At 66.4% G+C, this 22,117-nt stretch carries 22 protein-coding genes; 11 read left to right on the top strand and 11 right to left on the bottom strand.

Annotated elements, in window-relative coordinates; translation table 11 throughout:
* The first annotated feature begins 79 nt into the window (after positions 1-79).
* A complete protein-coding gene (gene zwf, locus ABID97_RS07065) occupies positions 80-1,543 on the top strand; it encodes a glucose-6-phosphate dehydrogenase (RefSeq protein ID WP_354397817.1) in 1,464 nt (487 codons plus the stop codon).
* A gap of 4 nt (positions 1,544-1,547) precedes the next feature.
* Here zwf and ygiD read toward each other — a convergent pair whose 3' ends face one another.
* The 8 genes from ygiD to ABID97_RS07025 form a co-directional block, all read right to left on the bottom strand.
* The gene (ygiD, locus tag ABID97_RS07060; RefSeq protein ID WP_354397816.1) at positions 1,548-2,480 is read right to left on the bottom strand and encodes a 4,5-DOPA-extradiol-dioxygenase; all 933 of its coding nucleotides are present in this window, start codon (positions 2,478-2,480) and stop codon (positions 1,548-1,550) included.
* A gap of 56 nt (positions 2,481-2,536) precedes the next feature.
* A complete protein-coding gene (locus ABID97_RS07055; RefSeq protein WP_354397815.1) occupies positions 2,537-3,565 on the bottom strand; it encodes an ABC transporter ATP-binding protein in 1,029 nt (342 codons plus the stop codon).
* Entirely contained in the window at positions 3,562-4,632 is a 1,071-nt protein-coding gene (locus ABID97_RS07050; protein ID WP_354397814.1) for an ABC transporter ATP-binding protein, read from the bottom strand. Before ABID97_RS07050 ends, ABID97_RS07055 begins: the two co-directional genes overlap by 4 nt.
* A 20-nt stretch (positions 4,633-4,652) precedes the next feature.
* On the bottom strand, positions 4,653-5,564 hold the full coding sequence (locus ABID97_RS07045) for an ABC transporter permease (RefSeq protein ID WP_354397813.1): 912 nt from the start codon (positions 5,562-5,564) through the stop codon (positions 4,653-4,655).
* Positions 5,565-5,634: 70 nt separating this feature from the next.
* A complete protein-coding gene (locus ABID97_RS07040; RefSeq protein ID WP_354397812.1) occupies positions 5,635-7,221 on the bottom strand; it encodes an ABC transporter substrate-binding protein in 1,587 nt (528 codons plus the stop codon).
* 34 nt (positions 7,222-7,255) lie between these two features.
* On the bottom strand, positions 7,256-8,524 hold the full coding sequence (locus ABID97_RS07035) for a M20 aminoacylase family protein (protein ID WP_354397811.1): 1,269 nt from the start codon (positions 8,522-8,524) through the stop codon (positions 7,256-7,258).
* A gap of 1 nt (position 8,525) precedes the next feature.
* On the bottom strand, positions 8,526-9,506 hold the full coding sequence (locus tag ABID97_RS07030) for an ABC transporter permease (protein ID WP_354397810.1): 981 nt from the start codon (positions 9,504-9,506) through the stop codon (positions 8,526-8,528).
* Between the two features lie 194 nt (positions 9,507-9,700).
* The gene (locus ABID97_RS07025) at positions 9,701-10,945 is read right to left on the bottom strand and encodes a porin (RefSeq protein ID WP_354397809.1); all 1,245 of its coding nucleotides are present in this window, start codon (positions 10,943-10,945) and stop codon (positions 9,701-9,703) included.
* A 282-nt stretch (positions 10,946-11,227) separates the two neighbouring features.
* Here ABID97_RS07025 and coq7 point away from each other — a divergent pair, with 282 nt between their 5' ends.
* Positions 11,228-11,857 (top strand): 2-polyprenyl-3-methyl-6-methoxy-1,4-benzoquinone monooxygenase, encoded by a 630-nt coding sequence (coq7, locus tag ABID97_RS07020; RefSeq protein WP_354397808.1) that lies wholly within the window; start codon positions 11,228-11,230, stop codon positions 11,855-11,857.
* A gap of 12 nt (positions 11,858-11,869) precedes the next feature.
* Here coq7 and ABID97_RS07015 read toward each other — a convergent pair whose 3' ends face one another.
* Positions 11,870-12,319, bottom strand: a complete 450-nt coding sequence (locus ABID97_RS07015) for an OsmC family protein (protein ID WP_354397807.1) — start codon at positions 12,317-12,319, stop codon at positions 11,870-11,872.
* A 223-nt stretch (positions 12,320-12,542) separates the two neighbouring features.
* On the opposite strand from ABID97_RS07015, the gene ABID97_RS07010 reads away from it, so the two are divergent.
* Positions 12,543-13,709, top strand: coding sequence for a porin (locus tag ABID97_RS07010; protein ID WP_503012756.1), 1,167 nt, complete (start codon positions 12,543-12,545; stop codon positions 13,707-13,709).
* 95 nt (positions 13,710-13,804) lie between these two features.
* On the opposite strand, the gene ABID97_RS07005 is transcribed toward ABID97_RS07010, so the two are convergent.
* Positions 13,805-14,935, bottom strand: a complete 1,131-nt coding sequence (locus ABID97_RS07005; RefSeq protein ID WP_354397806.1) for a site-specific integrase — start codon at positions 14,933-14,935, stop codon at positions 13,805-13,807.
* 49 nt (positions 14,936-14,984) lie between these two features.
* On the opposite strand from ABID97_RS07005, the gene ilvA reads away from it, so the two are divergent.
* Entirely contained in the window at positions 14,985-16,598 is a 1,614-nt protein-coding gene (gene ilvA / locus ABID97_RS07000) for a threonine ammonia-lyase, biosynthetic (protein WP_354397805.1), read from the top strand.
* 27 nt (positions 16,599-16,625) lie between these two features.
* Here ilvA and ABID97_RS06995 read toward each other — a convergent pair whose 3' ends face one another.
* The gene (locus tag ABID97_RS06995) at positions 16,626-17,237 is read right to left on the bottom strand and encodes a type II secretion system protein N (protein WP_354397804.1); all 612 of its coding nucleotides are present in this window, start codon (positions 17,235-17,237) and stop codon (positions 16,626-16,628) included.
* Positions 17,238-17,286: 49 nt separating this feature from the next.
* Between ABID97_RS06995 and gspG the strand changes: the two genes are divergently transcribed.
* The 7 genes from gspG to ABID97_RS06960 all read left to right on the top strand — a co-directional run bounded on the left by gspG (position 17,287) and on the right by ABID97_RS06960 (position 22,116).
* Positions 17,287-17,727, top strand: a complete 441-nt coding sequence (gspG, locus tag ABID97_RS06990) for a type II secretion system major pseudopilin GspG (RefSeq protein WP_093019789.1) — start codon at positions 17,287-17,289, stop codon at positions 17,725-17,727.
* Positions 17,702-18,166: a GspH/FimT family pseudopilin gene (locus ABID97_RS06985; protein ID WP_354397803.1), complete on the top strand. Its 465-nt coding sequence runs from the start codon at positions 17,702-17,704 to the stop codon at positions 18,164-18,166. The genes gspG and ABID97_RS06985 overlap by 26 nt, the downstream gene beginning before the upstream one ends.
* The gene (gene gspI / locus ABID97_RS06980; RefSeq protein WP_354397802.1) at positions 18,163-18,537 is read left to right on the top strand and encodes a type II secretion system minor pseudopilin GspI; all 375 of its coding nucleotides are present in this window, start codon (positions 18,163-18,165) and stop codon (positions 18,535-18,537) included. The genes ABID97_RS06985 and gspI overlap by 4 nt, the downstream gene beginning before the upstream one ends.
* Positions 18,537-19,220, top strand: coding sequence for a PulJ/GspJ family protein (locus ABID97_RS06975; protein WP_354397801.1), 684 nt, complete (start codon positions 18,537-18,539; stop codon positions 19,218-19,220). Before gspI ends, ABID97_RS06975 begins: the two co-directional genes overlap by 1 nt.
* Complete coding sequence (gspK, locus tag ABID97_RS06970; protein ID WP_354397800.1) at positions 19,217-20,239, top strand: type II secretion system minor pseudopilin GspK; 1,023 nt, start codon at positions 19,217-19,219, stop codon at positions 20,237-20,239. The genes ABID97_RS06975 and gspK overlap by 4 nt, the downstream gene beginning before the upstream one ends.
* A gap of 135 nt (positions 20,240-20,374) precedes the next feature.
* Positions 20,375-21,586, top strand: coding sequence for a type II secretion system protein GspL (gene gspL, locus ABID97_RS06965; protein ID WP_354397799.1), 1,212 nt, complete (start codon positions 20,375-20,377; stop codon positions 21,584-21,586).
* The gene (locus ABID97_RS06960) at positions 21,583-22,116 is read left to right on the top strand and encodes a type II secretion system protein M (protein WP_354397798.1); all 534 of its coding nucleotides are present in this window, start codon (positions 21,583-21,585) and stop codon (positions 22,114-22,116) included. The genes gspL and ABID97_RS06960 overlap by 4 nt, the downstream gene beginning before the upstream one ends.
* Position 22,117 lies beyond the last annotated feature (1 nt).

Below are 22,117 nucleotides of genomic sequence, written 5' to 3'. Positions count from 1 at the left end.
TACAGGTTTCATGAATCGGTACAAGTACCATTCGGTTGAAACAGGCCACTCGGCACCAAGACAAAAGGAAATTCGACACATGAGCTTCGATCTCGTTCTGTTCGGCGGTACTGGCGATCTTGCATGGCGCAAGCTGATGCCTGCGCTGTTCCAGGCCTTCAGGCACGGCAGCCTGCCGAAAGACGGACGCATCGTGGGCGTGGCGCGGGACGACCTCTCGGACGACCAGTACCGCGAGCTGATCCAGTCGCGCTTCAACGCGGTGGAAGGCGCCAAGCGCCCTTCGGCCGAAGAGTTCGAGAAGTTCGCCTCGATGCTGTACTACCTGCGCATGGACTTGTCCAAGCCGGCCGACTACGCGCGGCTTGCCGACCTGCTCAAACAGCGCAATGCGGACACGGTGGTGATGTACGTGGCGACGGCGCCGGCGCTTTTCACCCAGGTGGTGGAACAGGTCGCCGCCGCGGGCCTGAACGGGCCGGCGACCCGCATCGTGCTCGAGAAGCCGCTGGGCCACGACCTGGCGTCCAACCGCGCGATCAACGCCGCGGTGTGCAAGGTGTTCGAGGAGAAGCAGGTCTTCCGCATCGACCACTACCTGGGCAAGCCGTCGGTGCAGAACCTGTTCGCGATGCGTTTCGGCAATGCGCTGTTCGAGCCGATCTGGCGCCGCGAGCACATCGCCAACATCCAGATCACCATCGCCGAAGACCTGGGCGTCGAGAAGCGCGGGGCCTTCTACGACCAGACCGGCGCGCTGCGCGACATGGTGCAGAACCATGCGCTGCAACTGGTCTGCGCCATCGGCATGGAGCCGCCGATCAACTCGCATGCCGATGCCATCCGCGACGAGAAGCTCAAGGTGCTGCGCGCGCTCAAGCCCTGGACGCCCGAGACGCTGGGGCTGCACGCCATCCGCGGCCAGTACGTGGCCGGCACGGCCTACGGCGAGCGCGTGCCGGGCTACCGGGACGAACCCGGCGTTGACCCGGAAAGCCGCACCGAGACCTTCGTGGCGCTGCGCACCGAAATCGCCAACTGGCGCTGGGCCGGCGTGCCGCTCTACATCCGCACCGGCAAGCGGCTGGCGTCGCGCGATGCGCGCATCGAAGTCAACTTCAGGCCCACGCCGCATGCGATCTACCGTGCGCCTTCGGGAGCGGTCAACAAGCTGGTGATCAACCTCCAGCCCAAGGACGGCCTGGAGCTGCACATGCTTGCGCAGGCGCAGGACAACCGCCAGCGCAACGGCCACAGCGCCGCGCAGCTGGCGCCGGTGCAGCTGGACCTCGACTTCGACAAGCGCTTCGGCGCCGAACGCGTGGGTGCCTACGAACGGCTGCTGCTCGACGTGATCGACGGCCGGCTGAACCTGTTCGTGCGCAGCGACGAGCAGGAAGAAGCCTGGCGCTGGGTCGAGCCGCTGATCGACAGCTGGGCCTCGGACGGCGCGCCGCGACCGTACGCCGCCGGCACCTGGGGGCCGAGCGCATCGAGCGCGATGATTGCGCGCGACGGCTTCTCGTGGGGCGAGGAGCAGTAGCGCCTCAGCCGAACTGCAGGCAGCGCATGCTCAGCGTGCCTGACTGAAAGCCCTCGTAGACGGTCTTCGCGCGTTCGCCCGCACCCGCGGCGCCGAGGGCGTAGAGAAACGGGTAGTAGTGGTCCGGCATGGCGACCGCGGTGGCGGCGCCCTCGAGCTTCTCGTAGGCGACCAGCGCCCGGTCGTCCCGGCCCGCGAGCGCGGCCTTCACCGCATCGTCGAAGGACTGCGCCCACGGCCGGCTGGCCATCAGGCCATCGGGCGTGCCGCGATCCGTGGCGCGCAGGTTGTGCACCACGTTGCCGGTCCCCATCACAAGCACGCCCTTGTCGCGCAACGCCGCAAGGTCGCGGCCGATGGCGTAGTGAAAAGCCGCCGGCTTGTCGTAGTCGATGCTGAGCTGGAAAACGGGAATGTCGGCCTTCGGATAGAGGTGCTTGAGCACCGTCCAGGTGCCGTGGTCCAGGCCCCATTGCTGGGTGCCGACCACGGCCGCCTGCCTGACCGCGCCGATGGTGTCGCGTGCCAGTGCGGGGTGGCCCGGCGCCGGGTATTCGATGTCGAACAGCGCCTGCGGGAAACCGCCGAAGTCGTGGATCGTCTTCGGCCGCTCCTGCATGCCCACGCCGGTGGCGCCGCGGCTCAGCCAGTGCGCTGAAACGCTGAGGATGGCCGCGGGGCGCGGCAGCTCCCTGCCCCACGCGGACAGCCGGCGCGTGAACGCGTTGTCGGCCAGCGCATTCATCGGCGAGCCGTGGCCGATGAAGATGACCGGCATCCGCTGAAAAGGCGCACCCGCGGCGGCATGCGACAACGAACACAGGGACGCCAGCGTCGCCGTTGCGCCGACTGCCGAGCCCATGAGAAAGCCGCGCCGGCCGAGCGCCGAGGAGATCGGCTGGCGGCTGCCTTCGCTGGTGTTCTTCTTCATGGTCATGGCCGCACTCTGAACCGCCTCCGCGTGTCTGTCGGTGCGTTTGCGCACACCTTGGGCTAGATGCGGCCCTCTTCCACCGCATGGCAGGCCACCTGCACGCCCTTGATGGCCAGGAGCTGCGGCCGCTCGGACGAGCAGCGCGCATTCGCATGCGGGCAGCGCGGATGAAACGCACAGCCCGTGGGCGGATCGAGCGGATTCGGCACCTCGCCCTGCACCGGCGTGCGCGAGCGGCCGGTGTGCTTCATCTGCGGGATCGCGTCGAGCAGCATGCGCGTATACGGATGCTGCGGCTCGGCAAAGAGCTTCTGCTTGTCGGCCACCTCGACCAGCCGGCCCAGGTACATCACGCCGACCTGGTCGGCCACGTGGCGCACCACCGCGAGGTTGTGCGAGATGAAGAGATAGGTCAGGCCCCGCTGGCGCTGCAGGTCCTTCATGATGTTGAGCACCTGCGCCTGCACGCTCACGTCGAGCGCAGAGGTCGGCTCGTCGCACACCAGGAACTCGGGCTCGGTGGCAAGGGCGCGCGCAATCGAGATGCGCTGGCGCTGGCCGCCAGAGAACTGGTGCGGGTACTTGCTCATGTCCAGCGGCGAGAGGCCGACGGACTTGAGCAGCTCGCCCACGCGCTCGCGCAGTTCGGCCTTGCCGCGCAGGATGCCGTGCTCGCGCAGCGGCTCGCCGATGATGTCCTCGACGATCCAGCGCGGGTTGAGGCTCGCGTAGGGGTCCTGGAAGATCATCTGGATGCGGCGGCGCAGCTTGCGGCCTTCGGCGGTCTTGAACGCGGCGTGCGCGTCCTGGCCGTCGAACTGCAGTCCGCCACGTGTCGGCGCATACAGGCCGACCAAGAGGCGGGCCACGGTGCTCTTGCCGCAGCCCGATTCGCCGACCAGCGCCAGCGTCTTGCCGCGCTCGATGGAAAAGCTCACGCCGTCCACGGCATGCAGCAGCACGCGCGGCTTGCGTTCGAGCACGCGGTTGAGCCAGGGCGGCGAGACGTCGAAAGTGCGGGCCAGGTCGTGGGCGACCACGAGCGGCTCGCCGCCTTGCGCCTTGCGGGGTTCCAGGACGGCGCTCATCGGGTCACCTCGTCGATCGGTGCGGCTGCATCGGGCACGGCGCGTTCGCCGGCAAGCTGCGCGCTGTGGTGCCGCGCCGCGAGCTCGGACCGGCCCTCGTGCGGGTCCGCGGCGTCATGGAGCCAGCAGGCGGCGCGCGTGGCGCCCGCGTGCATCAGCTCCGGGCGCTCCGTCAGGCAGCGTGCGAAGGTGCGCGGGCAGCGCGGGTTGTAGGCACAGCCCTTCGGAATGGCATTGAGCCGGGGCATGGCGCCGTCGATCTGGTTGAGCCGCTCGCGGTCGCTCGCCATGTCGGGAATCGACGCCATCAGGCCGGAGGTATAGGGATGCGCCGGCTGGTGGATCACCTCGTGCACCGGGCCAATCTCGGCAATGCGGCCCGCATACATCACGGCGACGCGGTCGCAGGTCTCGGCGATCACGCCCATGTCGTGCGTGATCAGCATCACGGCCGCGCCGCGCTCCTTGCAGATGCGCTTGAGCAGCTGAATGATTTGCGCCTGGATCGACACGTCGAGCGCCGTGGTCGGCTCGTCGGCCACGATGAGCTTGGGCTCTGCCGCCAGCGCCAGTGCAATCACCACGCGCTGGCGCATGCCGCCCGAGAACTGGTGCGGAAAATGGTCGATGCGCTGCTCGGCGGCCGGAATGCCGGTGTCCTGCAGCAGGCCGATGGCGCGCCGCCGCGCCTCTGCGTCGGTCACCGGCAGGTGGGCGCGGATGGTTTCCACCAGCTGCCGGCCCACGGTGTAGAGCGGGTTCAGCGAGGTCAGCGGGTCCTGGAAGATGGCGCCGATCTTGCGGCCGCGGATGGGCCGCATCGCATCGAAACCGAGGTTGTCGATGCGCCGGCCTTCGAGCACGATCTCTCCGCTGGCCACGCGGCCCGGCGGCTCGAGCAGGCCGATGATGGCCGCGCCGGTGAGCGACTTGCCGGCGCCCGACTCGCCCACCACGCCCAGGATTTCGCCGGGCGCGATGTCGAATGAAATGCCGTCGAGCGCACGCAGCGTGCCGCGGCGGTGCGGAAACTCGACGACGAGGTTGTTGACCTGGAGCAGCGTCATGGTGGCGTTGTCCTTCTTGTTCAGCGCAGGCGCGGGTTGAGCGCGTCGCGCAGCCAGTCGCCGAGCAGGTTCACGCTGAGCGCGATCAGCACCAGCATCAGGCCCGGAAAGACGGTGATCCACCACTCGCCCGAGAACAGGTACTGGTTGCCGATGCTGATCAGCGTGCCCAGCGATGGCGATGTCGGCGGCACGCCGACGCCGAGGAACGACAAGGTCGCCTCGGTGATGATGGCCGTGGCCACCTGGATCGTGGCGAGCACCATCACCGGCCCCATCACGTTGGGCAGCACGTGGCGCAGCATGATGCGAAGCGGCGCCACGCCGGTGACCCGCGCGGCCTGCACGTATTCCTTGTTGCGTTCCACCAGCGTGGAGCCGCGTACCGTGCGCGCGTACTGCACCCAGCCGGTCAGCGAGATGGAAATGATGAGCACGCCGAAGGCCAGCGACTCGTGCGCGTTGGGGAACAGCGCGCGGCCCACGCCGGCGATGAGCAGCGCCACCAGGATGGGCGGGAACGACAGCATCACGTCGCACAGGCGCATGAGGAACGAATCGAGCCAGCCGCCGAGGAAACCCGCCAGCAGGCCGAGCACCACGCCCACCGTGATCGACAGCAGCACCGACACGATGCCGACGATCAGCGAGATGCGCGCGCCGTAGATCACGGCGGAGAGAATGTCGCGGCCCTGGTCGTCGGTGCCGAGCAGGTACTTGGAGGAGCCTTCGGCGCTCCAGGCCGGCGGCAGGCGCGCGTCGCCGAGTTCGAGCGTCGCAAGGTCGAACGGGTTGTGCGGCGAGACCCATCCCGCGAAGGCTGCGCAGAACAGGCAGGCCAGCGCGATGAGCGCCGCCCCCATGGCCACCGGCGAGTTGCGAAAGCTGTAGCCGACATCGCTGTCGAGCCAACGGGCGAGTGTTTTTTTCATCGTGAAGAAAAAGGATGGGCCCGCAAGAAGCGGGCCCATGGTCTGGCCGCCCATCGGGCGGCCAACGGGATCACGGCTTGATGCTCATCCACTTGAACGGCATGTAGTTGTCGGCCATCTGCGTCAGCGCCACCTTCTTGCTCACGCCCCAGGCGAGCGTCTGCTGGTGCAGCGGCAGGTGGCCGATGTCGGCCGTGTGCAGGTCGAAGGCTTCCTTGAGCATGGCGTCGCGCTTCGGCTTGTCGGTCTCCGACTGGATCTTCTTGGTCAGCTCGTCGACCTTGGGATTGCAGTAGGCGCCCAGGTTGAACTGGCCCGCGCCGGTCTTGTCGTCGGGGCAGGCCATCAGCGCGGTGAGCGCGTTGTGCGAGTCATAGGTGGTGGGCGTCCAGCCCAGCATGTAGAAGCTGGTGTCGCGGCGCAGCACCTTCGGGAAATACGTGCCCTTGGTCTCGGCGGCGAGGTTGATCTTGACGCCGACCTTCGCGAGGTTGGAGGCCACGCTCTGGCAGATCTGGCCGTCGTTCACGTAGCGGTCGTTCGGGCAGTTCATCGTCACTTCGAAACCGTTCGGGTAGCCGGCATCGGCCAACAGTTTCTTGGCCGCCTCGACATCGTAGGGCAGGCGCTTGTCCTGCGCTTCGTTCCAGCCGTTGATGCCGGGGCCGACCATCAGCGCGGTGGGGCGCGAGGCCCCGCGCATCACGGTGCGCTGGATGCCGACGATGTCGATGGCCTGGTAGAAGGCCTGGCGCACGCGCTTGTCCTTGAACGGGTTCTTGCCCTTGACGCTGGAGTACAGCAGCTCGTCGCGCTTCTGGTCCATGCCCAGGAAGATGGTGCGCAGCTCGGGGCCCGAGATGACGCGTGCCGTGGGGCTGGCGTTGACGCGCGCGATGTCCTGCACGGGCACCGGCTCCATGACGTCGACCTCGCCCGAGATCAGCGCGGCGACGCGCGTGGCCGGGTTGGCGATCGGCGTGAAGATGATCTCCTGCGCGTTGCCCTCGATCTTGCCCCAGTAGGTCGCATTGCGCGTGAAGACGGTACGCACGTTCGGCTGGCGCTCGCGCACGCGGAACGGGCCGGTGCCGTTGGCCTTGAACGAGGCGGTGTTCTCGATGCCCTTGCGGCGGTCTACCGGCGTCACGGCCTTGTTCTCTTCGCACCACTTCTTGCTCATGATCATGAGCTGCGTGATCACGTCGGGAAGAATCGGGAACGGGCCCTTGGTCTCGATCTCGATGGTGTGCGAATCGACCTTGCGCACTTCCTTGATGTCGGTGGTGTTGGACTTCATGTCAGAGCCGTCGCCCGAGGCGCGCGCGAAGCTGAAGAGCACGTCGTCGGCCGTGAAAGGCGTGCCGTCGTGGAACTGCACGTTCTTGCGCAGTTCGAAGCGCCACACGGTGGGCGAGGTCTGCTTCCAGCTGGTGGCCAGGAGCGGCGCAACGCTCAGGTCCTTGTTGCGGCCGGCCAGCGTTTCATAGACGTTGGCGGTGGTGCTGAGCTGCAGCGATTCGTTGAGCGAATGCGGGTCGAGCGACAGCGCATCTCCCTGGTTCGCGATGCGGATGGTTTGCGCACCGGCCATGAGGCTGGTGGCGCCCAGCAGGCACAAAACTGCGACCGCGGCCGCCTTCTTCTGGAAACTCATTGGGAACACTCCTCGGGTTGGAATCGGAAATACATCAAGGCGCCGTGGTAGCGGCGTCTTTCCTCGGCTGCTCGCTGCGGGTAGCAGCCAGCGGCATGCCCTGCTCGACCAGCCCCGCATGCAATGCGGCGCCGAGCGGCAGGATCTCGTCGTTGAAGTCGTAGCGGCTGTTGTGCAGGAAGGCACCGTTGCGCGCGTCCTGGCCGACGCGCAGGTAGGCGCCGGCTTTTTTCTGCAGCATGAAGGAGAAGTCTTCCGCGCCCATGCTGGGCTCCATGCTGCGGTCGACATTGGAAGCGCCCACCAGCGACTCGGCCACGTCGGCCGCGAACATCGCCTCGGGCGCGGTGTTGATGGTGGCCGGATAGATGCGCTCGTACTTGATGGTGGCGGTGGCGCCGAAGCCTGCGGCAATGGCCGTGCAGAGCTCGCCGAGCCGCTGCTCGACCTGCGCCTGCACGCGCGCACTGAAGGTGCGCACCGTGCCGACCAGGGTGGCCTCGCCCGGGATCACGCTCATCGCGCCCAGGTCGCCCGCCTGCACCGCGCAGATGCTGACGACCGCCGCGTCGATGGGCCGCACGCTGCGCGACACGATGGTCTGCGCGGCCGTGATGATGTGCGCGGCCACCACGACGGGATCGATGGTCTGGTAGGCATGGGCACCATGCCCGCCCTTCCCCTTGATCTCGATGGTGACGCGGTCCGCCGCGGCCATCATGGCGCCGCGGTTGATGCCCACGGTGCCGGCCGGCATGCCGGGCCAGTTGTGCATGGCATAGACCGATTGCACCGGGAAGCGGTCGAACAGGCCGTCTTCGATCATCACGCGTGCGCCGGCAAATCCTTCTTCGCCGGGCTGGAAGATCAGCACCGCGGTGCCGTCGAAGTTGCGCGTTTCGGCAAGGTAGCGCGCTGCACCGACCAGCATGGCCGTGTGCCCGTCGTGGCCGCAGCCGTGCATCAGGCCGTCGTTGGCGGAGCGCCAGCCGAAATCGTTGTCCTCGCGCATGGGCAGCGCGTCCATGTCGGCGCGCAGGCCGATCATCCGGCCGCTTGCCGTCGACTTGCCTCGCACGACGCCCACCACGCCGGTCTTGCCGATGCGGTCGTGGATCTCGTCCACGCCGCAGGCGCGCAATGCCTCGCGCACGCGGCCTGCGGTGTAGACCTCTTCGAAGCCGAGCTCCGGGTGGGCGTGCAGGTCGCGGCGGAACGCCGTGATCTCCGGATAGAAGCTCGCGATGTGCGCAAACGCCCGTCCGGAAGCTTTCAGCCGGGGAGCTGCCGCGGCAACAGTCATCTCAATGTCCTCCCGCCTTGCCGACGCGCAGCCTCGGATCGACCACGAAATAGAGCAGGTCGACCACCAGATTGATCACCACGAAGATCAGGGCGATGAGGCACAGGTAGGCCGCCATCACGGGAACGTCGGCGAAGGTCACGGCCTGGATGAACAGGAGCCCCATGCCGGGCCACTGGAACACCGACTCGGTGATGATCGCGAAGGCAATGAGGCCGCCGAGCTGCAGGCCGGTGATGGTCATCACGGGCACCAGCGTGTTCTTGAGCGCATGGCCGAAATGGATGGCGCGGTTGGAAAGGCCACGGGCGCGCGCAAACTTGATGTAGTCGGTGCGCAGCACCTCGAGCATCTCGGCACGCACCAGACGCATGATCAGGGTCAGCTGGAAGATCGCGAGCGTCACGGCCGGCAGGATGATGTGATGCCAGCCGTCGGCACGGAACAGACCGCTGCTCCACCAGCCGAACTGCACCGTCTCTCCGCGTCCGAAACTCGGGAACCAGCCCAGCAGCACGGCAAACACGAGGATCAGCAGGATCCCGATCAGGAAGGTGGGAAGCGACACGCCCAGCAGAGACACGGTCATGAACACCTGGCTCATGAAGGTGCCGCGGCGAAGCGCCGTGTAGACGCCCATCGGAATGCCGATGAACAGCGCCAGCACGGCAGCCACGAGCGCGAGCTCGAGCGTGGCCGGAAAACGCTCGCCGATGAGGCGCGACACCTTGGCGCCCTGGCGCAGGCTCAGGCCGAACTCGCCCTGCGCCGCGTTGACGAGAAAGTGCCAGAACTGCACGAAGAAGGGCTGGTCGAGCCCCAATGCGGCGCGCAGTTCGCGGATCTGCTCGGGCTTGGCATCCTGGCCCAGCAGAAAGACGACCGGGTCGCCCACATATTGGAAGAGAAGAAAGGCGATGAACGCGACCGCGATCATGACGATCACGGCTTGGATCAAGCGGCGCAAGACAAATGCAATCATTCAGCAAACAGAGTGAACTGGCATGCTAGCAGTGCAAGGTGCGTGCCCGCACGGGGGTTCCCCGGGGGTGCACGCTGATGGTGCGCATCGCCTGGGCCGATGCAGCGGCAATGCCGCAAATAAAAAAGCCACTCGACTTTCGTCGAGTGGCTTTTTACTCTTTCGATTCGAAGCTGGCTTGCGCCAGCGTCAGATCAGAAAGCGTGACGGATACCGAAGTCGTAGCCGGTCGAGGTCTTCGGGGTGAAGACGCCGTTGGCGATGAAAGCCGGGCCGCCAACAGTCAGGTTTGCACCGTTCTTGTTGCTGACGCGAGCGATCGTTGCGTACAGAGCCGTACGCTTCGACAGGTTGTGCACGTAGCCGAGAGCCAGCTTGTTGGCCTTCGGGTCAGCGACGTCAGGAGCGAACAGCACGACCGGGTCGTTGAAGTCATACTTGACGTGCGAGTACGAAGCGCGGATCAGGCCAGCACCGACGGGCACGGTCACACCGATGAGGTAGCCGGTCAGGTCGACGTCAGGACGGCCGCCCAGGAACGGGCTGACTTCGTAGTCAACCTTGTTCTTGGCCTTCGACAGTTCACCGAAGAGCTTCACGGGACCGAAGTCATACGAAGCGCCGAGGTTCAGCGTGTTGACCTTGGTGGTCGTGCCGACGTAGTACTGGTCGCCGACCGTGCTGCTGCCGTAAGCAACTGCCACGTCCAGAGGACCGTTGGCGTAGCCGAAGCGGCCACCAACGTAACGGCCTTGGCGAGCGATGTTCGCGGTGGCAGGGGTAGCGGTGCCCGGATCGTACTTGGTCTTCTCGCTGAAGCCGTACTGGAGCTGGCCGTAGAAGCCGCCCAGGTTCGGCGGCAGGAAGTAGCCGATCGTGTTGCTGGCGCGGACGTAGTTGCTTGCGCCCGTGTTGGTGATCGAACCCACGGCAGCTGCCGGGGTGCCGAAGGCGCCGAAGGTGCCGTTGGCGGTCGAGATCAGGTTGGTGCCAACGCCGTTGGTGCCGAACGGATCGAACACGGTGTCGTTCCAGAAGGTCGGGGTGTAGTCACGGCCGAGGCGGACTTCACCGAAACCACCCGACAGGCTCACGGTCGAGCGGCGAGCGAAGGTGGCAACACCTTCCGAACCGTCGTCGTTCTTGATCGGGGCTTCGAGCCAGAAGCTCGCTGCCAGGCCACCACCGAGGTCTTCCGTTCCACGGAAGCCCAGACGGCTGGAGTTGTAGCCCGAGTTAGCCAGTTCACGACGGCTCGTCTTGACGCTGCCTTGGTTCAGGTAGAACGGGTTCAGGAACGTGGCACCGTTCAGGTCACGCGAGGTGTTCGAGTAGCCGCTGATCGACGCGTCGACCACACCGAAAAGCGTGACGGACGACTGAGCCGAGGCAACACCGGCAACAGCCAGGGCAGCCAGAGCAACTAGAGATTTTTTCATTGCAAGTTTCTCCAAGGTTAAACATAGGGCTCCGGTGCGAAGGGCTCACCGTGACTGGCACTTTGTGCTCCCACCGGACCCCGGGCCAACCTCCTTTTGGGAAGTTGATGCTATTGCACCAGAGCGGCTGCGGTACGGCAAAACAAATCGCCCGAAATCTCGGGTGGCCCATGCGTTTCGTTGCAGTCGTGCAACAAAGGGCTCGGCAGGCCTCCGAAACCACCATGTGAAATTTAAGCAAGTGTTTCCGCAAGCCTTTTTCGCATGCGTTCAAATAGCGGCATGACTTCTTCGCTCGATCCGGTCCTGAGTGCGGCAGATGCGGCATTGCGTACTCTTTTTGCCCGTCCGCATGCCATGCGGTCCATGCCCACCCCGGTCCAGGCGCCCGGTGTGTTGACCGATTCGGAGCGGCGCGAGGCGGGCGCATTGATGCGGGTGAACCACGTGGGCGAGGTCTGCGCACAGGCGCTTTACACGGCCCAGGCCGCCGTGGCGCGGGATCCGGGCCTCCGGGCCCGCTTGCTGGAGGCCTCGCACGAAGAAACCGATCATCTCGCCTGGACCCGGCAGCGGCTGGACGATCTGGGCGCGCGGCCTTCGGTCCTGAACCCGCTCTGGTATGCGGGCGCTTTCGGCCTGGGTCTCGTGGCCGGGCGCCTGGGCGACCCGATCAGCCTGGGCTTCGTTGCGGAAACCGAGCGCCAGGTCGAAGCCCACCTGGACAGCCATCTGGGGCGCCTGCCGTCCGGCGACAGCGCTTCGCGGGCAGTGGTCGAGCAGATGAAGATCGACGAGGCGCGGCACGCGGCACAGGCCATCGACGGCGGTGCGGCGGAATTGCCGGCGCCGGCCAAGGCCCTGATGCGTTTCGCCTCCCGCGTGATGACCACGCTGGCGCACCGCATCTGACACCTTGCGGAATCAGGTCTCGACAAGGTCGAAGCTGGTGGTGATCTCGGCCGTCTTTGCGAGCATGATGGTGGCCGAGCAGTAGGTATCGTGGCTGAGGGCGATGGCGCGCTCCACGGCAGACGCCGGAATGCCCTTGCCTGCGACGGTGAAGTGCATGTGGATCTTGGTGAAGACCTTCGGGTCCTTTTCGGCACGCTCGCTGGTCAGCTTGACGCTGCAGCGCTCGACCCGGTGCCGGCCGCGCTTCAATATCAGCACCACGTCGTACGCCGTGCAGCCGCCGGTGCCGGCCAATACGGTCTCCATGGGACGGGCGGCCAGGTTCTGGCCCCCGTTCTCGGGTTTTGCGGCATCGGGCGCGCCGTCCATCACCAGGACATGACCACTGCCCGTCTCGGCCACGAAGCCCATGGCCGATCGCGTGCCGGCATCGCCGGTCCAACTTACTGTGCATTCCATTTTTGCCAGATCCAATCAGGACGTTCAGTGAAAAAAGTCCGCTGAGACATCAATTTGTGTGTGGGAATTGCGTCACTCGCTTGTTGCAACGCAGCAAACAACCGATATACTTTATTTCATCGCGCACCAAGCCGTGCGCACCGGTTGTCTCCTCCACCCTTCCAATTGGTGGATTTAGCCCCGAGCCGCAAGGCTCGGGGCTTTTTTCTTTGCGGCGGCGCCGTTGGGGCCGCGAGCGCAACCCACTCTAGTTTTTTCAGTCCGAAGGGCAGTTGCTCTGGCTGCCCTGGCTGTTGCCGGTGTTGCCTCGGCTCAGTCGTCCGTCACGCTTTTCGGTGTGGTCGACGCGTCGATCAGCCACTACGAAACCAGCAGCCGTTCCCTCATCACCGGCTCCAGCTTCAAGCAAAGCCAAACCGTGCTGGCCAACTCGGGTTACAACACGAGCCGCCTTGGCTTCCGCGGTACCGAAGACCTCGGTGGTGGCCTGGCAGCGAGCTTCTGGCTCGAATCGCCGATGTCCAACGACGACGGCGCCTCCTCCATCGGTATCAGCTTCTCACGTCGCTCGACCGTGAGCCTGTCGGGTGGTTTCGGTGAAGTCCGCCTCGGCCGTGACTACACCCCGACCTTCTGGAACGACACCGTGTTCGATCCGTTCGGCACCAACGGCGTTGGCACCAATGTCATTAACTCGTCACACAGTGCCATCCTGACGGGCTTGGGACTCCCGTCCGACTCGAACTATGTCCGGGCAAACAACACCATTGGCTATTTTCTGCCGCCCAATCTGGGAGGCTTCTACGGTCAAGTGCAATACGGACTGCACGAGAACGTGAAGACCAGTGGCGTTCAAGTAAGCAAGACGGGCCGCTACGTGGGCGGTCGAGTCGGCTACGCAAACGGGCCGCTGGACGTTGGGCTTGCATATGGCAAGAGCGATGTCTTCAACAACGGCGCAGGAACGGGTATCGACGCAAGAACATTGAACCTTGGCGCTTCGTATGACTTCGGTGTTGTGAAGCTCTTTACCGAATTGTCTCGCGTCACCAACGAATTCTATGCATCTCAGCTGGGCTCTGAAAAGATCGGCCTCAATGGATTCTTGATCGGTGCCACTGCACCGGTCGGCGCTGGATTGATCCGCGTTGCCTACTCCCAGGCCAAAGCGAACTTCGATGGCAACGACGATCCACGCAGCCGCAAGTTTGCAATCGGCTACGTGCATAACCTGTCGAAGCGGACCGCGCTGTACACCACGGTTGCCCGGGTCGCGAACAAGAACGGCGCACCGATCACCGTCGGCGGTGCCCCCCGATTCTCCACTGCCGCTGGCTACGAACCCCGCAATTCGACCGGCTACGACTTCGGCATCCGCCACGCCTTCTGATCGATCACGGACCTGATCCGATGCTGGCTTCAGCCAGTTCGAGTCGACTCAGTGTCGAGCCGCCCAGCGCAAGCCGGGCGGCTTTTTGGCTTTGTTCAAGTTGCGCGGCCGCGCCTGCTTTGCAACAGGCCCACATTCATTTCGCCGTTCAGAACCGAAGCGTAGAAGCGCTCGACCATGTTCACGCTGGTGCGCGCGTTGCGTGCGAGGGTCAGCATGTCGATGCCTTGGCCGTACAACAAGCGCAACGTGATGGCGGTGTGGCGCAGGCAGTAAAGCGTTCTCGACTGGCCGAGCGGTCCCTTCTCCAGTGCGGTGGCCTCGAGCACCCAGTGAAAAAGAAAATTGAGCACCGCGAGCGCATGCTCCCGGTTCTTCAGTTGCGGCATGAAGATGTAGTCTTCCGCGCCGCCAGAGCCTTGCTCGCGCCGCCGGTCGAGCAAGCATTCGTACACCCGCACAGCCGGACGCAAGCTCACGATCGGTTGGCTGTGCCGTTTCGTCTCGGGCAAGTTCATCCGCAGATAGACGTGCTTGCCGCGCACGATTTCGATGTGCTTGTGCTTCATGAGCTTGATATCGCTCGGACGAACAAAGGTGTTGACCATCCAGCGGATCAACCAGGGCAGCTCCTCCGGCATGACGAGCAGTTCACGCGCAATCCAGAAGCGCTCGCCCGGCGCAAGCTGCGCAAGCATCGGGTGGGCTTGTCCCCGCAGCCTGCGCGCCGCCGCCACGAGGGCCCGGTACTCCGCAACGCTGAAACTGCCGCGCGGCTGGCTGCGCACCTTGACCTTCGGGAAGGCCGGCGCATCGCGAAGCACGCCGGTGTTCACGCCGTGCGTCACCACCTTGCGCAGCAGCACCACGTACTGAGCGATCGTCGTGCTGGTGAAGCCCTGCGCGCCAAGGTGATCGATCAGGCGCTGCGCATCGGAGGTGGCAAACGCCTGTGCCGTCACGGTCCCGAGCAACGGGAGGATGTGGGCCCGCAATCTGTTGCCCATCACCTGCCAGGTGGGCCGCCCGATTTCGCCGCGCTGCACACGTGCAGCCTCGGCCTGCATCAATCCTTTGGAAAGGTCGCTGACAGAAACGGATAACAAATTTTGCTCATTTGTTAACTGACTGGCGGACGGGAGGGTCGCGGGATAAGCACGCCCAAAAAAACCCGAATCGTTCGCGGCGGGGGCTCTTTGAATGAGGTTTATGACATTTGTGTCCATGTCATATCCGCAAGCAATCCCGATGCCTCTTATCATCGTCAGTTATCAAATGAAAACTCCCTTGGAAAAAACCGTGCGCGACGTACCTGTTCCGGCACTGACGCCCGCCGACTATCTCAGAAAAATTCTGAACGCCCGCGTGTACGACGTGGCGATCGAATCCGCACTCGAGAAAGCCGACGCGCTGAGCGAGCGGCTCGGCAACACGGTGCTGCTCAAGCGCGAAGACCAGCAACCGGTGTTCAGCTTCAAGCTGCGCGGCGCCTACAACAAGATGGCGCATCTCACATCCGAGCAGCTCGCGAGTGGGGTCATCTGCGCATCGGCCGGCAATCACGCGCAAGGCGTGGCGCTGGGCGCACGCAAGCTCGGTGCGCGCGCGGTGGTGGTCATGCCCGTGACCACGCCCCGGCTCAAGATCGATGCGGTGCGCGGCTTCGGCGGCGAAGTGGTGCTGCATGGCGACAGCTATTCGGATGCCTACCTGCACGCGCTGGAGCTGCAGGCGCAGCAAGGCCTCACCTTCGTGCATCCTTTCGACGATCCCGACGTGATCGCGGGCCAGGGCACCATCGCAATGGAAATCCTGCGGCAGCACCAGGGCCGTCTCGACGCGGTGTTCGTCGCAATCGGCGGCGGCGGTCTCATCTCGGGCGTGGCCAACTACATCAAGGCGGTGCGTCCCGAGATCAAGGTGATCGGCGTGCAGATGAACGACTCCGACGCGATGATGCAGTCGGTGGCGGCGCGCCAGCGCGTGAGCCTTGCGGACGTCGGGCTGTTCTCGGACGGCACCGCGGTCAAGCTCGTGGGCGAAGAGACCTTCCGGATTGCCAGCAACCTGGTCGACGAATACATCGCGGTCGATACCGACGCCGTCTGCGCAGCCATCAAGGACGTCTTCGTCGATACGCGCAGCATCGTCGAGCCGGCGGGCGCGCTTGCGGTGGCCGCCATCAAGCAGTACGTGGCCGGCCATGGCCGCCATGGCGAGACCTACGCCGCCATCCTGTGCGGCGCCAACATGAACTTCGACCGGTTGCGTTTCGTGGCCGAACGCGCCGAAGTCGGCGAGGAGCGCGAGGCGTTGTTCGCGGTGACGATCCCCGAAGAGCGCGGCAGCTTTCGCCGCTTCTGCGAACTGGTCGGCGAGATGCCGGCCAGCGAGTCGAAGGAAACCGGCTCGACCGGCGGCGCGCTGCGCAATGTGACGGAGTTCAACTACCGCATCAGCGACGCGGCCAAGGCCCATGTGTTCGTCGGCCTCACCACGTCCGCGCGGGGCGAATCGACCACCATTGCGCAGAACTTCAACGCCCATGGCTTCGACGCAATCGATCTCACGCACGACGAACTCGCCAAGGAGCACCTGCGGCACCTGGTCGGGGGGCGCACGGGCCTTGCCCATGACGAGCGGCTGCTGCGCTTCGTGTTTCCGGAGCGGCCGGGTGCGCTGCTCAAGTTCCTGAGCCTGATGCGGCCGAACTGGAACATCAGCCTCTTTCACTACCGCAACCAGGGCGCCGACTACGGCCGCATCCTGGTGGGCTTGCAGGTTCCGGCCGGCGATGCGGCTGCGTTCGATGCTTTCCTCGAGACGCTGGGTTACCCCTACGTCGAGGAAACGGCAAATCCGGCGTATCGCCTGTTCCTGCAGGCCTGACGGAACGCCCGCTGGCGCTTGCCGCTTCTACTGTGCGGCTGGCGCAGGCACAGGCGCCGCTGGCGGCGTTTGCTGCTGCGCCGCCGCCTCGGCAGGCGGCGCCACCACGGCGGGCACGGTGGCCGGGAACATCCCGACGGGCCGAGCCGATGGCGTCATCCCCGCTGGCGCCGGGCTGCTGACGCTGATCGGCGCACGCACCGGCAGCTGCAGCGTGAAAGCCGCCGGTCCTTGTGCGCTGGCGCCGAGCGTCGCCGAACGCACCCCCACCGACTGCAGCACGTAGTTGTCGCCAACGCGCGAACCGACGCGGAACGGCCGTGGCGGCTTGCCGTCGATGGCGATCAGGGCGGCGCCCTGGTTGAGCGGATCCGCCACCACGCCAGACAAGGCGAAGCGGCTGGCGGCCTCGGGCGCCGCGGGCGCCGCGTCCGAGGAAGACACCGCGCCGAACAGCCGCGCCACCGCGTCCGCGTCGGCAGAAACCGATGCCCGGGGCATCGTGGCCGCTGCGGCCACGGGCTCGGTCGGGCTCGCGAGCCGCAGTCCCCAGAACACCGCCGCACCGGCAGCCAGCGCCCAGAGTCCCGCGGTTGTAAAGGGCGCGTGCCAGCGCGCGGCGGAGTAGGGACTTGTCATTGCCGCGGATTATCATGCAGCGCGCCTTCCGAACCCTGTCATCCAAGCCATGAAAAAAATCCTTCGCGACGCCACCCGAACCGCCCAGCGCGGCTTTACGCTGATCGAATTGATGGTGGTTCTGGTCATCATCGGCGTGCTCGCCGCGCTGATCGTGCCCAACGTGATCGAACGCGCGGACGACGCCCGCGTGACCGCCGCCAGGACGGACATCAACAACCTGATGCAGGCGCTCAAGCTCTACCGCCTGGACAACCAGCGCTACCCCACCGCCGAGCAAGGCCTGCAGGCGCTGCTCGTGCGCCCCACCGCGGGTCCGGCCGCGCCCAACTGGAAGCCCTACGTCGAAAAGCTGCCCAACGATCCGTGGGGCCATCCGTACCAATACATGAACCCGGGCATCAAGGGCGAAATCGACGTGCTCTCGCTCGGCGCCGACGGCCAGGCCGGTGGCGAGGGCAAGAATGCCGACATCGGCAGCTGGCAGTAGGCGGCTCCGCGGCTTCACGCTGCTCGAGCTGATCGTGGTGATCGCGATCATCGCGGTCGCCACAGCGGGCGTGAGCTTCGCAATGCGCGACAGCAGCGCGGCCCGGCTCGACCGCGAGGCGGACCGGCTGGCGGCGCTGCTCGAATCGGCGCGTGCCCAGTCGCGCGCAAGCGGCGTGGCGGTGCGCTGGCGGCTGGTGGAGGGCGGCAGCTTTGTGTTCGACGGCCTCCCGCCCGGCGCCCTGCCCAGCGGCTGGGCCAGCGAGGGCATCAGCGCCCAGGCGGCGCTCGCCAATGGCGCGCCGGTGCCCGCCGTGCTGCTCGGGCCCGATCCGATCATCGCCCCACAGCAGATCGTTCTTTATTCGGAAGGTCCGCCCGCGCGTTCGCTGCGCATCGCCACCGATGGCTTGCGCCCCTTCACGGTTGCCGCGCCATGAAAACCGCGCGTCGACCGGTCTGCAGCGGGTTCACGCTGATCGAAGTGCTGATCGCGCTCGGCATCGTCGCGCTGGCGCTTGCGGCCGGCTCGCAAGCCACGATGTCGCTGACGCGCAATGCGCAGCGCCAGTCCGACCTGCTGCTGGCCGACCTGTGCGCGGAAAACGAACTCGCCAAGGCACGGCTCGCGCAGCAAATGCCCGCGGTGGGCGACTCGGGCTCCATCTGCGTGCAGGCCGGCGTTTCCTTCAACGTCACCACGTCCACCATCGCCACGCTCAATCCCAACTTCCGCCGCGTGGACGTGCAGGTGCGCGACGAGGCCAATGCGCCGGTGCTGCGCATCTCGACCGTGGTGGGGCGTTTCTGATGCAGCGCTTCGCAAGCCGCCGAAGCCGACGGGGCTTCACCCTGATCGAACTGCTGGTGGCCATTGCGGTCATGGCGCTGCTTGCGATCATGAGCTGGCGCGGCCTGGACGGCATGTCGCGCGCCACTGCGCAGAACCAGCAGCGCGCCGACGCGGTGCTCACGCTGCAGACCACGCTCGCGCAATGGAGCGCGGACCTGGACGCGGTGGCCGCGATCGCCCAGACCCGCCCCATCGATTGGGACGGCCGCGCGCTGCGCCTCACGCGCCGCAGCAGCGACGCGGCCTCGCCGGCCATGCTGGTGGTGGCTTGGACGCTGCGATCGGGTGCCGATGGCACCCGCTGGCGACGCTGGCAATCGCAGCCCTTCACCACGCGCGGCGAATGGCAGCAAGCCTGGAACCTCGCCGCCTCATGGGCACAGGACGGCGGCACCGGAGAAACCGCCCTCGTGCCGGTCGATGGCTGGCAGCTCTTCTATTTCCGCGCGAACACCTGGACGCCGGCCGGCGAACTGCCGAGCAGCACGCCCATCCCGGCGAACCCGGCGAACGCTACAGGCGCCATCGTCACCATGCCCGACGGCATTCGCCTGGTGCTGAACCTGTCTCCCGGCGACGGACTGTCGGGTGCCATCACGCGCGATTGGGTCAAACCGACGGTGGGAGCACCGCGATCGTGACGGCGTCTCACTTCAATTTTTCTGCGCACGGCCGGCGCCCAAGCACCCGCCGCCAGTCCGGAGCCGCGCTGCTTGCGGCCATGCTGACCGTGATGCTGGTCGCCACCTTCGCTGCCGCGGCGCTTTGGCAGCAGTGGCGCGCGTCCGAGGTCGAGGCCGCCGAGCGCGGGCGCGTGCAGGCGGCGTGGATCCTCATCGGCGCCCTCGACTGGTCGCGCCTGATCCTGCGTGAAGACGCCCTCACCGGCGGTCCCGACCACCTGGCCGAACCCTGGGCGGTTCCGCTCGCGGAAGCCAGGCTCGCGAGCTTTCTCTCGGCCGAGAAGAACGTGTCCAGCGACAACCTCGAGGGACTGCCCGACGCGTTCCTGTCGGGCCGCATTGTCGATGCGCAATCGAAGCTCAACGTGCTCTCGCTGGTCGACGGCAACAAGCCGGTGCCCGCGAGCGTCGCCACCTTCACCAAGCTGTTCAACATCCTGGGCCTGCCCGCCTCGGAGCTCAGCGCGATGACCGCCGCGCTGGTGCGCACGCTGGCCACCGGAACCGATGCCGCCGGCGGCGGGGACGCCGGCGCGGCGCCGCTGATGCCCCAGGAAGTTTCGCAGCTCGTGTGGCTGGGCCTTTCGCCTTCGACCGCGGCGGCCCTCGAGCCCTACGTGACGGTCCTGCCGATTCGCACGCCGCTCAACATCAATACCGCGAGCGCCGAAGCCATCAGCGCCAGCCTGCCGTCATTGAGCATCAGCGATGCACGGCGGGTGGTGGAAAAACGCACGAATGCGTTCTTCAGGCAGATCACCGATGCAAACGCCGCCCTGCCCAACAACGCCTCCGGCTCCCAGTTCAACGCCAGCCAGCACAGCGTCAGCACCCAATTCTTCGAGGTCTACGGCAAGCTGCGGCTCGATCGCACCTGGGTCGAAGAACGCTCTCTTTTGCAGCGCGAAGGCCTCACCGTGAAGACGATCTGGCGCAATCGCGGGGCCGGCATGACCGACCCTCCGGCTAAACCCTGAGTCGCGGCTTCTCCCATCAATTTCTTGCACCAGGAATCGTCCCACACCCCGTCGCATCGACGTCACACGCTACAAATAAAGTAGCAACCCCGCAGCAGGCACACCCCTACAATCACCCGCCCTTCCGAAATCGAAATGACACCGCTGCTGCTCATCGCCCCCCTCCCTCCGGCAGACTCCGCCGGCGAGTACGACTGGGCCCAGGCAGGTGACGACGGCATCGCCTTGCGCGACCATGGGCACGCACTGCTCGCACTGCTGCCGGCCAGCCCGGACGTCATGCTCGGCATTCCCGCCGCGGCGCTGTCATGGCACCGCGTCACCCTGCCCAAGGGCAGCATGGGCAGCACCTCGAAGCTTCGCGCCGTGCTCGATGGCCTGCTCGAAGAGCAGCTGCTCGACGAGCCCGAGGCCCTGCATTTCGCGCTCGAACCCGAGGCCAGGGCCGGCGTGCCGGTCTGGGTCGCGGCCTGCAACCGCATCTGGCTGCGCAGCCTCGTGCAGGGCCTCGAATCCGCGGGACGGCGCGTGGTGCGCATCGTTCCCGAATTCGCGCCGCAGCCCGCCGACGGCCCGCCGCTGCTGCAGGTCACGGGCGTTGCCCAGGCGCCGCAGCTCACCGTGTGCGATGCCGACGGCGTGGTGTCGCTGCCGCTGGCCGGCGCAGGGTTGGGGTTCGCCGGCAGCCTGCCGCTGGACACCGCCGTCATCACCGCCGAACCTGCTGTCGCCGAAGCCGCCGAGCACCTGCTCGAGCGCCGCGTGCCCATCGTGCAGGCGCCGCAGCGCTGGCTCCAGGCCGCGCGCTCGCCCTGGGAGCTTGCACAGTTCGACCTGGCCGTGACCGGCCGCGCCCGCGCCGGCAAGAAGTTTGCATCCGTGGTCCAGACGCTGCGCTATGCGCCCGAGTGGCGCGCCGCCCGCTGGGGCGTCATCGCACTGTTGCTGACCCAATTGATCGGCCTCAACGCGTGGGCCTGGAAGGAGCGCAATGCCCTCGAGTCCAAGCGCCAGGCGCTTAGCACCATGCTGACCCAGACCTTCCCTTCCGTGAAGCTCGTGGTCGATGCACCGGTGCAGATGGCGCGCGAGGTCGCTGCGCTTCAGCAGGCCGTGGGCGATGTCGCGGGCAGCGACTTCGAGCCGATGATCGGCGCGCTTGCCACCAACCTTCCCGCGGGCCGCACGCCCAGCGCCATCGACTACAGCGCCGGCCAGCTGCGCCTGCGTGGACTGGGCTTGCAGCCCTCCGAGCTCAGCCGTCTCTCCGGTGCCATGGGCCCGCGCGGCTACAGCGTGCGGGCCGAAGGCGACCTTCTGCTGGTGCAGGCCGAGGCTTCGCGATGAACTTCAGCGAACAACTCCGCGCCCGCTGGGCTTCGCTCGACCTGCGCGAGCGGCGCATGGTCGCCATCGCGGCCGGGCTCGTCGCGCTCGCACTGCTGTGGTGGATTGCGCTCGCGCCCGCGCTGCGCACCTTGGCCGCGGCACGGGCCGAACACGCGCGGCTCGATGCCCAGTTGCAGCAGATGGCCACGCTGCAGAACCGTGCCAAAGCCCTCCAGGCGCAACCCCGCCTGAACCGCGACGACGCACTGCGCGCCCTCGAGACCTCGGTGCGGCAGAGCCTGGGGAGCAACGCCCAGCTCATGACGGCCAGCGGCGATGGCGCCGCCACGATCACGCTGCGCGCCGTGCCGGCCGACGCGCTGGCCCAGTGGCTCTCCCAGGCGCGCGGCAACGCCCATGCCGTGCCGCGCGAAGCCCACCTGACCCGCGCCGCCGCCACGCCGCCGGCCGCGGGCAACAAGGACCCGGAACCTCCCAAGGTACGCTGGGAGGGCACGCTGGTGATGGCCCTGCCCGCGGCCCGTTGAG

It is taken from the genome of Variovorax sp. OAS795 (assembly GCF_040546685.1).
Taxonomy (GTDB): domain Bacteria; phylum Pseudomonadota; class Gammaproteobacteria; order Burkholderiales; family Burkholderiaceae_C; genus Variovorax.
This window is presented reverse-complemented; position numbering and strand designations above follow the sequence as displayed.